Origin of the sequence: Pyrococcus woesei, assembly GCF_050496105.1 — an archaeon.
Lineage (GTDB): Archaea > Methanobacteriota_B > Thermococci > Thermococcales > Thermococcaceae > Pyrococcus > Pyrococcus furiosus.
Window position 1 is genome coordinate 1577679 of sequence record NZ_CP179867.1, and the last position, 12515, is coordinate 1590193.

The 12515-nt window shown below is 44.7% G+C and carries 11 protein-coding genes; 7 read left to right on the plus strand and 4 right to left on the minus strand.

Annotation, left to right across the window (positions count from 1 at the left end; translation table 11 throughout):
* Nucleotides 1-148: 148 nt before the first annotated feature.
* From ACMFNG_RS08735 to ACMFNG_RS08765, 7 genes are all read left to right on the plus strand, one after another.
* Nucleotides 149-1411 carry a cytochrome c biogenesis protein CcdA gene (locus ACMFNG_RS08735; protein ID WP_430515265.1) on the plus strand — a complete coding sequence of 421 codons (1263 nt, stop codon included), beginning with the start codon at nucleotides 149-151 and terminating at the stop codon, nucleotides 1409-1411.
* Between the two features lie 12 nt (nucleotides 1412-1423).
* Nucleotides 1424-1777 carry a DUF302 domain-containing protein gene (locus ACMFNG_RS08740; RefSeq protein ID WP_430515147.1) on the plus strand — a complete coding sequence of 118 codons (354 nt, stop codon included), beginning with the start codon at nucleotides 1424-1426 and terminating at the stop codon, nucleotides 1775-1777.
* Nucleotides 1778-1958: 181 nt separating this feature from the next.
* A complete protein-coding gene (locus ACMFNG_RS08745; protein WP_430515148.1) occupies nucleotides 1959-2246 on the plus strand; it encodes a hypothetical protein in 288 nt (95 codons plus the stop codon).
* Complete coding sequence (locus ACMFNG_RS08750) at nucleotides 2225-3277, plus strand: beta-galactosidase trimerization domain-containing protein (RefSeq protein WP_430515149.1); 1053 nt, start codon at nucleotides 2225-2227, stop codon at nucleotides 3275-3277. The genes ACMFNG_RS08745 and ACMFNG_RS08750 overlap by 22 nt, the downstream gene beginning before the upstream one ends.
* Nucleotides 3274-3672, plus strand: a complete 399-nt coding sequence (locus ACMFNG_RS08755) for a glycosyltransferase (protein ID WP_430515150.1) — start codon at nucleotides 3274-3276, stop codon at nucleotides 3670-3672. Before ACMFNG_RS08750 ends, ACMFNG_RS08755 begins: the two co-directional genes overlap by 4 nt.
* The gene (locus tag ACMFNG_RS08760) at nucleotides 3653-4033 is read left to right on the plus strand and encodes a hypothetical protein (protein ID WP_430515151.1); all 381 of its coding nucleotides are present in this window, start codon (nucleotides 3653-3655) and stop codon (nucleotides 4031-4033) included. The genes ACMFNG_RS08755 and ACMFNG_RS08760 overlap by 20 nt, the downstream gene beginning before the upstream one ends.
* Nucleotides 4034-4037: 4 nt before the next feature.
* A complete protein-coding gene (locus tag ACMFNG_RS08765; protein WP_430515152.1) occupies nucleotides 4038-6494 on the plus strand; it encodes a 6-pyruvoyl-tetrahydropterin synthase-related protein in 2457 nt (818 codons plus the stop codon).
* A gap of 628 nt (nucleotides 6495-7122) precedes the next feature.
* On the opposite strand, the gene ACMFNG_RS08770 is transcribed toward ACMFNG_RS08765, so the two are convergent.
* Genes ACMFNG_RS08770 through ACMFNG_RS08785 form a run of 4 tightly spaced genes read right to left on the minus strand, consistent with a single transcriptional unit; the run spans nucleotide 7123 to nucleotide 12513 of the window.
* Nucleotides 7123-7794 carry an SDR family oxidoreductase gene (locus ACMFNG_RS08770; RefSeq protein WP_430515153.1) on the minus strand — a complete coding sequence of 224 codons (672 nt, stop codon included), beginning with the start codon at nucleotides 7792-7794 and terminating at the stop codon, nucleotides 7123-7125.
* Nucleotides 7795-7844: 50 nt separating this feature from the next.
* The gene (locus ACMFNG_RS08775) at nucleotides 7845-11027 is read right to left on the minus strand and encodes a cellobiose phosphorylase (RefSeq protein ID WP_430515154.1); all 3183 of its coding nucleotides are present in this window, start codon (nucleotides 11025-11027) and stop codon (nucleotides 7845-7847) included.
* 21 nt (nucleotides 11028-11048) lie between these two features.
* Complete coding sequence (locus ACMFNG_RS08780) at nucleotides 11049-12011, minus strand: glycoside hydrolase family 16 protein (RefSeq protein ID WP_430515155.1); 963 nt, start codon at nucleotides 12009-12011, stop codon at nucleotides 11049-11051.
* Entirely contained in the window at nucleotides 12004-12513 is a 510-nt protein-coding gene (locus tag ACMFNG_RS08785) for a VapC toxin family PIN domain ribonuclease (protein ID WP_430515156.1), read from the minus strand. Before ACMFNG_RS08785 ends, ACMFNG_RS08780 begins: the two co-directional genes overlap by 8 nt.
* Nucleotides 12514-12515: the final 2 nt, after the last annotated feature.

Genomic DNA, 12515 nt, shown 5'->3' on the forward strand with positions numbered 1-12515 from the left:
CCTACAGGAATACACAAAAGGAAAATAAGCGGGAAAAATTATAGCAGAGCATTTAGAAAAAAAGAGACATTTTAATGAAAAATCCTTCAAGAAAAGTCTTTTTAAGCCCTAGAGGAAGGCATTTCAGGTGAGTGAAGTGAATAAAGCCATTTTAATATCTATCACTTTCCTGATTTTCATTGACTTCGTGTTCGTGGCTGCAGAAGAAGTCTCTTACGGTGGACTTAAGTTTTACGATATCTCAAGTAAGGAAGAGCTTGATTCCCTCATATCTGCCCACGAGGTGGAGTATTTCTTCATATTCTACCATTCTGAGAGCTGTCCCGCCTGCCAGTACATGAAGATGAGCGTCTTTCCAACGGAAAAAGCCAAAGAGAGTCTAAAAGACTTAAATCTAGTTTCTATTGATGTTTACCGGGGAAGAGAGATTACAACGCTTCGTTATCGTGTGGAAGATAGGGTTATCGTACTCCAGCCTGATAACTTTGGTTATTACACACCCAAAAAGTTTGGAGAAGAGATTAGCGTTGGGGTTCCTGGGACACCGACGATGGTTATATTTAAGGTTGTTAATGGAACAAAAGTTTTGAAAGGGGTAGCCGTTGGAGCACTAAACCCGGATGGCCTTGAATTCTTCGTAAAGACAGCTATTGGGGACGAAGTGAAAAGTCCTCAAACCGAAACTCAAAGCAAGACGACTGGCACGAACCTAAGTCTCGCCGTTCTCCTACCTATATTTTCTGCCGGAATTGTCAGCGTATTTTCTCCCTGCGTTCTCCCGATAATAGTTGGTACACTCTCCCTTACCTTCGCCAGAAGAAGTGCGGAGGTAATAGTGGTCGGAATGATTACTTCCTTTGCCCTCTTGGGTGCACTCGTTGGGAGTCTCGGGAAGTACGCTTCTCAAGTACAAGGAGTGCTCTACCTAATAGGGGGAGCTGGTTTCATAGCCATTGGGCTAAGTTTCATTAGTGAGGACTTCAGAACAAGACTTGAGCACTTCTTGAGTTCTTCTCTCTCCGACAGAATTTCCAAAAAGAATGGCCTTGTATACGACTTTGCTCTCGGTTCAGCACTCGGAGCGACTTGGCTTGGCTGTATAGCACCTTACGTGGGTTTTGCTGTCATCACCGCAGCCCTTAGTGGAGATACCTTAAGCGGAATCATCGTCATGGGCACTTACGGTCTTGGGATGGGTCTTACTATTTACCTCCTCACTTCCTCGAAGGACCTCGCCGAGTGGGTGAACAGAAAATTCCTCTCGAATAAGTTTTCGCTTGAGAGGTCAAAGAAAGCCAAATGGGAGGTTATCCTTGGCACTCTCCTTATAATTCTTGGATTTTTGATGTTAACGGAAATCACGCCATTTAAACTCTGGAGTAAGATCTTCGAGTCGCTTTCAAAACTTTAAGGAGGTGATGAAATGTTTAGGTATAGAAGAAAGGTTGAAATGCCCCTAAAAGAGGCTGAGGAGAAGTTTAAGGCAAAGCTTGAGGAGAAGGGCTACAAAGTGGTTTTGGAGTTCACGCCAAGTGACGTTGTGAAGGCCAAACTTGGCGTTGAGATGGAACCTTATAGAATCCTTTATGTCTGTAACCCAAAGAAGTTCTATGAGATGACTAAAGTTGAGTATGAAATTGGTTCCTTCGCCCCATGTCCAGTTCTCCTTTACGAGAGAGATGGAGAAGTCTACATTGCCATAAACACGGCTGAAGACGTTGTGGATATCATTAAAGAACCTCTTGAGGATATCAAAGCAGTTATAGAATCTCTTTGATTTTTCACAATTTTTTAATAAAGTTTCTCTCCACGCAGAACTTCATTTTATTTCAGTGAGAAGAATTGTTACTATAAGATAGATTTTTAAAGGCTGAAACCAATAAGTACTAATAGCTTCAACCTGCACTTTCTAAGTAACAACTTAAACTTCCAAAATAAAATCTCTGAGGGGAAGGAAATTGTATCTAAAAACCTCAATAGTGCTAATAATGATAATCCTGCTGAGTTCTTCAGGCCTGGTTAGCTCAGACCCCCTGCAGAATCAAAACCACAGAATCCTGTTTATCTGTAGTGATCTTGGAGATGTTATTCTGGCAAATTCCTTTGGTGATAACGTTGATATCATTTATCTTGGCAAAGATCTTCCGGACGACCGTTCCACCCTCTCTGATATTCTGTATCTCTCAAGATACGATGAAATCTGGATCCCTGATCTAAACGTCCAGTGGACAGAGGCGGAAGATTAAGTGAAGGCGAGATAGAGACATTAGCAGAGTACGTTCAGAGTGGTGGAGTCTTGATCATTGGCCTTAACACCTATGTCCAGAGCTGGAGCAAAAAGTTAGACGAGGTCTTTGGGGTAAGGCTACTCAGACTGGAAAAGCCGAAAAATGACACTGAAGAGTGGGATGTAGTGTTCAACGGCAGGGTTTACCCTTACAACGACACCTATCAAGAAGTAATCGTCAGACCAGAGGGAGCAAAGGTTATCTCAACCTACAAGAATGAGAAACCTGCTATAACTCTGAACCATTACGGCTCAGGAGTTGCAGTTTTAATAACATTTAATCCGGTAAAGGCCTACGTTGAGGGGGATCGCTCTTTTTTGGATCTCTATTTGGAGGTTTCCAGCGAAGCTCTGAAAGAGAGAAAAAACCCACCCACAATCAGCAATACAGAAAAAGCCCTGATCATTCTGAAGAGGGTTACTTTGCACCCTCTTACATTAGGATTGCTCGTTTTCATCCTCCTTGAAATCCTTGCTTACTTTGGCTTAATGCCCTTAGGACTTACGATTTTCTTCGCGGCTCCCTTAGTACGGCTCTGGGGCCTTATCAAGCATAGAAAAAGGTGTATTAGTACCCTTGAGACTGTTTCAATCATGAGAGGAGTTACTATATCCGAACTTTCAGAGGAGATGGGAGAGAAAGTCCGGCGCCTAAAGTTTTGCATAGCAATCCTAAAGTTGAAAAGAAAGGTTAGTATCTTGGACATATCTCGTCTGGGTGAGAAGGATTATCTAATAACACTTCATGGCCTCGAAGCGGAGGGCGTCGGGGCTTGGGCAGTTGAGAAATATCCTAGCTTAATGGAGAAGATTATCAATCACCCGGGAGTTACAATCCTCGATCTAGCTCATTCTTCAAACATGCCCCCCTACGAAGTCCTACAACTTCTCAGGGAGATGTCAAGGTATGGAGTCGTTGAGATAAGAAAAATGCCCTTTGACTACGAGGTCTATCCTACTAGGGCTCTGTCGAGGTGGCTTAAGGAATGAGGAGGAAGGTTCTCTCGTACATCTCCGCATTTATAATCTCCGCGTATGTTGTCTATCTGGAGTATTCCTTCCTGCAGTGGGCCAGTTGGAGGGCTGTCCTGATCATTTTTGGAGGGGTGGTTGATAGATACTCCGTTTATTCATTCGTCCGTTATCTGTTCTATCTTACGGGCGCTTTCATCATACTTGTTTATACAGCCTATTTCATATTCTATCTCTATTATCGCTCGAATGAAGGACGTATCAAACTTCCCCGGTTCTATCCAAGAGTATCAATTGTTGTGCCCGCTCATAATGAGGCCCTCAACATAGAGAGACTAATTGAGAGCATAGAGTATCAGGACTATCCTCACGACCTTGTGGAGGTTATAATCGTTGACGACGGAAGTTTATGATTCGTTCGGATGGATAAGCAAGATAAATTATTACATAGATGGCCAGTTAGTGTACGAAGAGTCTTGGAACACTCCGTGGGATATAAGCTACATTGCAGCTGGAGGAATATTTGACGGAGGGAAAACGTTTGACTTGTTTATAGACAACGTTGTTTATACTTACGGGAAGGGTAATCTCAACAATGGGAAAACTGTAAGTGAGGACTTTGAAGATGGTCAAGATGATTTCTTTACATGGGAGCTTAAAGGTGCCAACGATGGTAAAAGTGGAGCAGAGGTTACCTACAGTAGTCAAGTTCCAGAGTTTCCATTCCTTAAGCCATTATTCAATTACCTCTCTTCAATAATTGGCACGGGGTGAAGAAATGGTTAGAATCGAGAGGGCTAAACTCCGTGAGGCTCTCTTTCTCCTTTCGGTTTTTCTGCTGTCCCTGCTAATACTCAGGAACTTCCTCGGAAGCGGTTATTCCCCTTCTTGGGGAGGAGACGCTTACGGCCACCTCTTCAAGATATGGAAGCTTATGGAAGGTTATTCCCCATGGATTGAGGACTGGTACGGCGGATACCCCCTCCTGAGGTTCTATCCTCCTCTGGCATACTTCATCGGTGCCTTCTTTGGGAAGCTCACCTCATCGGCAATTTTAGGCTACAAGCTCGCGGTTTTGTTCGCTATTCTGGCTGGAGCGGTTTCCATGAGGCTCCTCCTAAAAGAGCTTGGCTTCTCCGATGCGTCTTCGTATCTATCTGGAGTAGTCTACGCGTTCTCGATCTATCATCTTAGAGTTCTATCCCCAGAGGGAAACTTTCCGAGGTTCATTGCCCTGAACCTCGCCCCCCTTCTAATCCTTGCCCTGCTCCATATAACAAGGAGGGACTGGCGTTATTCCGTGCTTTCAGGGCTCTTCTTGGCCACTGTGGGCCTCGCACACCACACCCTCTTCGTGAGTTTCGGGCTGATAGTGCTGTTTCTTGTCCCCTATGTTTGGATAACGAGGAAAATGGGTGTTAGGGATATAGCCCTTAACACACTCATAGCCGGCATTACTGCCCTTTCGATTTCATCCTTTTGGGTTCTCCCGTTTTTGTTGGAGAGGAGCAACGCCCACTTTCTAAAGGAGAACAGCATTGAATACCTCTTTAAGTTCCAGAGCGTTAAGCTGGGGGATTTACTGTTCCCTACATCCCCTTGGTCATTTTATCAGGGGATAGCCTTCTACCTGGGGCTCATTGGAGTTGCAGTCCTCTTAAAGAGAAGGGAAGAGGAGAAAGCTCTCGGAGCGGGTCTCCTTGGGGCGTCCCTAATGGCCATCCTGCTCTCCCTTGGCTATTACGGTCCGGTTCCGTTCCTCAACAGGCTTCCCCTCCTTGACATGATTCCACCATACAGGTGGCTCGATGGTCTTTCTCTTGTTGGAGCACTTGGCATCGGTGCTCTCTTTGAAACCCTCTTTGAGATTATCCCCCAAAAAATTGGAAGCAGTTCGGAAAGGAGGAAGGCCGTGGTTGGGCTTCTCCTTGCTTTTTTAATTGTGTTCTCCCTTTCTGACGTCAGGTTTCAAAGGGGTTCATTAAAGGCCGAGACCTTCCCCGGGAATTATCTTGCGGTTCTCAACTACATTGGAAACGATGGCTCAACCGGCTGGAGGTTTTATCAGCCGGGCCTCTGGATAACCCAGGGTTCAAGGGTGTCCTGGGCGCCTGCCCTTGCGAGGAAACCGGCCCTCGAAGGATGGTACAGGCAGGGGGATCCAGCGTATCCACAGCACTCATACCTAAACTACGCGATTGAAAAAGACCCCGGATTCGCTGAGAAGGCCCTTAAGGCTTACTCCGTAAAGTACGTTATAGTGGACGAGAACTACCAGGGTTACAAGGACATAGTCAGAAACCTCAAGCACCTCGGCTTTGAAGAGGTTTACTCTTCCGGTTCATTCCACCTTTACCGCTGGAAGAACTTCACGTTCCTCCAGCCAAAATCAAGTGTTCTCGTCGTGGGGAGCTGGCCATTTGGTCTCGGCGTTTCCTACGAAAGGGCTGAATACATAGATGATTATGCAGATAACCTGAACGAATACTCCCTCGTTATCCTCAATGCCTATAAGTACCGGGATCCACTGGTATGGAAGAAGTTAGAGGATTACGTCAAAAAGGGCGGAATTCTCGTGCTCAACACGTTCCCCAGTCCAGATGCGGAGGCCACGCGCTTTGGAGTTAAGTCCGTGATAGTTAGGGTCTTCGGAAGGGCAAACCTGAGCTCTTCCATCTACAACGTCTCGGCGTTCTCGAACTTTACCTATGAAGGCCAGCCATGGACCGCCACAGCCTACGAGGGCGATTTAATTCCCCTGATGAAGCTTGGAAACTACACCGTGCTTGGATACAAAGACTACGGCTCCGGTAGAATATACTTCATCGGCCTGAACCTTCCCTACCACGCAGTATACAACGACAACAAGTATGAAAGAGATATACTAATAGAATTACTAGCGAATTTCATTAAACCACCAAAAGTTTCTTACAATATTATTGACATAAAAGATGGATATATCAAATTAAAGTTCAATCTCTCCCACGCCTCAACAGTCATTGTAAGCGAGAACTATTACCCGCACTGGAAAGCCTATGTTGATGGAAAAGAGGTCGAAATAAAGAGGAATAAGGAGTTCGGCCTGATTGAAGTCGCGCTTCCCGGTGGAAGTCACGTTCTTGAGCTGAAATTCAAAGATCCCTTCGCTCCCATCAGGTACCTGAGCCTTATCTCTTTTATTCTGGCAATCTTTGTCCTAGCATCAAGTCTAAGAAGAGTATCAAATAGAACCTGAAGAATTTTGATCCATCTCCCTTAACATAACTCAGACCATTGCTTCATCCATTCGATATGATAGGAAGTTAGCATCGAGCTGATGGCAAAGTATAAAGGGGTAAACCCTTCAGTAACTAGTTTCTCTTTTTGATTAGCTTTGATTTAAGCCCTTTTAGAGAGAATTCCTTGTTTGGATAAAAATCAGAGAACTCTGGAAAGGACCTGAAGAACCTCACGGTCTGATGTTCATTATCTGGCTGCACGTGCCCACGAAGTACTTGTTGGTCATTACTATCACGAGCCCCTAGTGCTTTTTGGCCAGGCCAAAGGTCTCCCCGTGAGGTAAAAGACCTTTTCTATGCTCCCTGAGCAAGTATTATTCTGAGAAAGTCCTCATATCTGGAGTAGAGTACGAGGTTTAAATCATCTTGAATCATCCTCTTGGGAGCCTATTGCCGACCTGAGCATCTGAGCGAAGTGTATCACAACAGGATTCTCCGCCATTCTTGTAGGGCTTAGCCTCCGTTCATCTGATTACCTCAACATGGTTTACATAGAGGTCTTCCTTGGAATGAAGCTCATGGTGCCGCCTAAAAGTGAGCCTCAAAGGACTGAGCAGTCTGAAAAACAAAAAGGTAGGAGCCAAATTAGTAAATTGATCTGAAAAGCACGTCTTCAACGAGCACATGCTCTGGGAGCTTTAGAAGGGAAATTAAGAGCTCTGCGACGTCTTCTGGTTTCATAAATCCCTCTTCTATTTTTCTTCCGGGTTTTCCGTAGAAGTAGGTATCAACTTTTCCAGGACGAAGCTCTATGAACTTCACTTCCGGATTCTCCAATTGGAAGGTCTTTGTGATTGCCCTTGCTGCCCACTTACTGGCGACATAGGGTCCGGCATTTGGGAGAATCATTGTTGAGATATATGAAGTCACAACCACTACAGTACCTTTTCTCTCCTTCAAACTCGGCAGGAAGGCTTTTATAGTTCTCCAGACGCCGAAGGTATTGACATCAAAAACTCTCTTCATATCTTCTTCACTAACTTCATCCAACCTTCCACCCATTGGTATTCCTGCATTTGCAACAAGCAAGTCAACACCACCAAACTCCTTAAGAACCTTCTCCGCAAACTCCGCAACGCTTTCTGGCTTTGAAACGTCTAGGTAGGAGTAGAAAGCACCTCCTATTTCTCTGGAAAGCTCTTCGAGCATTTCAACGCTTCTCGCACCAAGTGCAAGTTTATAGCCCTCTTTTGCTAGAGCCTTTGCAATGGCCCTCCCTATTCCCTTTGATGCACCAGTAACAACGGCAACCTTCATCTTTACCACCTCTTGGGAATATTAAAAAGGAAAAGATAACAACACTATTTTCACTCCTCCGGCAGGTAAATGTTGATCTCTCTCACCCTGCCCTCCCTAACCATCAGTGCATGCTCTCCCCTGAGCGTATTTCCATTTACCTCTACTCTGCTTCCATCTTCAAGATGCAAGATTATTTTTGCCTTGTTTAGGTCGAGTTTCCAAGTGTCTTTTTTAGCTGGATTGTGGTAGGTGACCCTGCACTTTCCAAGGAAGTTAAAGCTCACCTTCCCCTCTTCGTCAAACAGCCACCCCGGAAGTGCCGGTGCAAATGTTAGCCTGAGCTCGCCGTTTTCAAAGGTAAACGGCTTGTCTCCTATAAACATGTTCTTCCAGATGCTCAGGAATTCAGCGTTTGCCCCTGTAAGCCTTGCCACGAAGCCCCTTCCGTGAAGGGACTCGTCGGGGTAGGCACTGCTGACTATGAAGGATGAGTTTTCAAGGGGACTCCTTCCGTAAATGGTCGGATCAAGGAAAGCAACTATTACATTCCTAAAGTCGTCGTAGAACTCTTCGTAGAGGCCATTTCTTATAAGTTCAAGCATGTACTTGTACTCCATGTGGAGCCATATAGATTCATTTTCCAACCACCCAGGGGTGAAAGCTCTGGCCCTGCCTATCTCTATTGAACAGTCTTTTAGAGGTGCGTTAAGCTTGTACATCTTCAGCTTCTTGTCATAAAGCTCGCTCTTCTTAACTTTCTGGTAGAGTTCCTTTAGGAGACCTTTTTCTTTGGTTATTTTCATTTGCTTGACAACACCCTCAAGGAAGAGTGGCATCTTCCTTTGCTCAAACTTTAGTATTCTTATCTCTCCGTTTTCGCTGAGCTCATATTCCACAGGTTCATAATAGAAGTACATTGGCATTATTCCGTTGTTTTCTTCTATCGCCTTTTCAAGACTCACTCTCAGCTTTTCGCGGAGAATCTTCAGACTATCAACAAGTTCTCTGGCCTTGACCTTAACCTCTCTTCCATCAAAGCCAAGCTTCGTTTCCTCCCTATACCACTCGCGAAGATCCGAAAGAGCCTCCCAAAGCCAGTGATCTTTGTTTTCATCTTCCCTACTATTGTATTCTTCAACGAGCTTAACTTCTTCTGTGAAGAGCCTCCAAACCTCTACAGGGATATCAAGCTCGGCCTCAGGGAACTCCTCAAAGGCTTCAATCAGGAAGTTGAAGAGCCTCAAAAGCTCTGCGGTTTCTCCCACCGAGGAGCCAAAGAGTCCCGGAAGCCCATTGAGAGCATCGTACCATCCAGGTTTACCGGCTTCCATCTCTATCCCAACCCCAGCCGGATCGAGCGTTGCGAACTTGACGAGTGCTAAGTTGAGAAGCTTTGTTGCAAGAGTCGTCCTGTATATCTCACCTCTTCCCTTTTCTGCTCTCATGACGTGTTTATATTTCTTCCTCGACTCTATAAGGGCTTTCTTCTCTTTATCTTCTATGAGAGAATTGTATTGTCTGATCTTTCCGTTTTCAAGCACGTATCTCTTAGACCTCGGAAGCACGATCATTGTGTTGTCATAGTAGGTATAGCTACGGTCTTCAAAGAGCAGTTCTCGCTTCTTATCAGGATATATGCCGAGATAGCTCTCTATTAGATCCAGATTATATGTCCAATGATCGCACCAGTAGCCTTCGCCATGGACAGCGTCTATCTCCTCTTCGCAGTGCTTCAGTAGGGTTCTTAAGAACTCCTCTTCAGAAACCTTGAGCTTTATGTTGTTCTCCTCCATGAACATTAAAAGCCTCCCAGGAGTGAATGGCTCCTTTAAGGCCTCAGATAGAACCTCTGGCTTATCTACGAGATCCTCAAGGAAGGACGTGTCCTCTGAGACAAGGTGATACTTTACTCCGTTTATGACGAGTGGATTGTACCCGTCCGCCTGGATGAGACTCATAAAGAATCTTATGTCGTAGTTCCCAATTTCGGGATGGAAAAAGACGTTTTCTCGCCTGTTCTGGTTAACGTCCCTGTAGTTGCCGTTTCCAGTAGAATAATACTCAGGGGTTAGGACAAAGTAATTATAGTCCCTCTCCTGGTCGCCGTGCTTCCTCAGGTACAGGTAATAAACGAAGGGCTTTTCCTCGTTCAGAACTATGGGATAACCACCTCTCAGGACGTTGTCGAGGTAGCACTGCTTCACATACTCATCGAAGAGCTGGGAGGAGGTTTTAGTCCAGATGTCACTTACGATTTCTTCGATTATGTTGTTACCTTCCTCGTACTTTGTCCAAAGGTATTTCTCGTCTGCGAATTTTGGCCCATAGTGGTCGAGAATGGATATGTGAGGCACATAACCTATTACAGTGTGGATTTTTACTTCTTCGTTAGCCTTTAGCTCCACTTCAACTGGAGAGAATGCGGAGGGTATTTTGTTGAATGTGACTTGCTTTCTGTTGAGAAGTTCTCTTAGAGGAGTCTTAATGAAGTTTTCAGGAGTTATCATGGATGTATCGTCTCCGAAAACCACGTCGGGATCAACTATGGGCTTTACGAGCTCACTTTTGCCGTTTCTCTTGACAAATGAGATGTAAAATGTTCCCTCCGTAAGTTCTGTGACCTTGGGAACATCCTCTGTTGAAGACTTCAACTTAAAGAAGGGCATCTTCTTCTCAAGGTTAAAGACCTCAATCCATGCTTTGATGAGGGTAGCCATGTGCTTTATGACGTAATCGTTGACTCCGTAGGGAATGATAATGGGCATTCCATCAAGTATCTCCAGCTTTCTTGGGGTAGAAGAGATGTTTCTTATGGTGACAATCCTGATGAGGGCTGGTATTTTCTCTTGAGGCAGGGTGTAGTAGAGAACATTTATACTTAGTCCTAACCTTTCGTGTATCTCTTCTATCTCCAGTTCGTTTCTCCCGACATACATTCTTTGTCTTATCTCCTCGCTATCTTGAAGAGTAAAGGGCTCATAAAACACTCCCTCCTCAGAGAGCTTGATGAAGGTTCTGAAACCGAGGATTCTGATGTTTTGATATGCTCTAACCGCTGAGTTGAACTCCATTATTGGGTGATCTTTGTCTTGTATTCCAAAGGAGCTTATGCATTGCCCCCGGTTTACATAGAACACCCACATTGGTATTCCTTTCTTTCCAGCTATTCCAGGTAAAAAGCTCGCAAATGGTTTCCAGCGGTTGTAGTTCTCTATGATGAAGCGACCCTTTGAATCGAAATTCTCTCTCATCTCCATCACCCCCTAAGGATTTTAACTCTCAACCAGCTTGTATACCCTAACGTAGTCCACATACATCCTAGCCGGAAACTTTGTAGTTGCATCAGGTCTTCCAGGCCAATTTCCACCGACTGCAAGATTTATGATTATGTAAAAGGGCTTGTCAAAGACCCACTCATAACCCATGCTCTCAACCTGCTCCCTTGTAACCACATGATAGAGTTCTCCGTCCACATACCACTCCATTCTATCTGGAAACCACTCAATGGCAAAGACGTGGAAATCTTCGGTGAAGTCGGGGACTCCTTCAGGGAGTGTATAACTTGCAGTTATTCCTCGTCCTCCTGAGTATCCAGGACCATGAACCGTGCCGTGAACAGTTCTTGGCTCATGACCCAGGAACTCCATTATGTCTATCTCACCGCATTGGGGCCAGCCGACTTCTCTTATGTTAGACCCCAGCATCCAGAAAGCTGGCCAAAGTCCTTTGCCTTTCGGTAGCTTCATCCTGGCCTCAACTCTCACAGGAGGCTTGAACTCAACTTTACCTTCAGTTTTGAGTCTGGAGGAAGTATACATATAAGTTCCATACTCGTCAGTTGCCCACTCTTTTCTGGCCTCTATTATGAGCATCCCATTTTCCACTATCGTGTTGTTTGGAGAGTAATATTCAAGTTCATTGTTTCCCCACCCAGGGATTCCATACGCATGACCGTTCCCTATCTCAAATGTCCAGTACTCTTCATTTACCCTATCACCATCAAACTCATCGTGCCATATTAGCTCCCAGACTCTCCCGTTCGTTTCAATTCTTGTGGGTACTTGCATGGTCGAAGTGGACGTTTGGGTTGTTGAAGTCTCAGAAGATGTAGTCTGAGAGAGCGAAGTTGTGCTCGGAGAAGGCGAGGGAGTTTGAGTGTCCTTTCCCAGACACCCACTTATGAAGCCTCCAAGGATTAGCACCAGCACCAGAATACCTATAACTTTTTTATCCATTAGAATCCCCCCTCACAGATTTTTGGTTTTCTATCACCTTAGCTACAGAATCTTTCTTCGAGAGTCTAATGGCAAGGAGGTTCAACTCTTCAGCAAACTTCTCAATGCTTATTACATCCAATCCGTATTTCGTGAGTGGCTTGTAGCGACTGGGATCATCTGTTATCAGCAGAGCATTCTTCACTATGGCCGCAACCCCAACTAAAACATCAATAGTGGAAATTTTTTCTCTATTTTTCATGAGATTTTTCATAATTACGGCACTTTTAGTAAGTACTTCATCTTCCAGAGGAATTATTTGATAAATTTCCTTCAATAATGCCATCTCATGATCTAGATTTTTTCCAAGAAAAGCCTTTGTAACAAGATATTCATATATACTGATCTGTGGCACAAGGACTTCGAAGTTCAAAAGAGTCAACTCGAGCAGTGATTTGTTTCTTTTCATGTGCATTATCAGGAGGGAAGAGCTATCAAACATTATCCTTTTGGGCATTTTCATAT

Excerpts from the sequence above, each read along its gene's own strand:
- ACMFNG_RS08740 (WP_430515147.1), top strand. The coding sequence starts at position 1,424 with ATGTTTAGGTATAGAAGAAAGGTTGAAATGCCCCTAAAAGAGGCTGAG.
- ACMFNG_RS08755 (WP_430515150.1), top strand. The coding sequence starts at position 3,274 with ATGAGGAGGAAGGTTCTCTCGTACATCTCCGCATTTATAATCTCCGCG.
- ACMFNG_RS08765 (WP_430515152.1), top strand. The coding sequence starts at position 4,038 with ATGGTTAGAATCGAGAGGGCTAAACTCCGTGAGGCTCTCTTTCTCCTT.
- ACMFNG_RS08770 (WP_430515153.1), bottom strand. The coding sequence starts at position 7,794 with ATGAAGGTTGCCGTTGTTACTGGTGCATCAAAGGGAATAGGGAGGGCC.
- ACMFNG_RS08775 (WP_430515154.1), bottom strand. The coding sequence starts at position 11,027 with ATGAGAGAGAATTTCGATTCAAAGGGTCGCTTCATCATAGAGAACTAC.
- ACMFNG_RS08780 (WP_430515155.1), bottom strand. The coding sequence starts at position 12,011 with ATGGATAAAAAAGTTATAGGTATTCTGGTGCTGGTGCTAATCCTTGGA.
- ACMFNG_RS08785 (WP_430515156.1), bottom strand. The coding sequence starts at position 12,513 with ATGAAAATGCCCAAAAGGATAATGTTTGATAGCTCTTCCCTCCTGATA.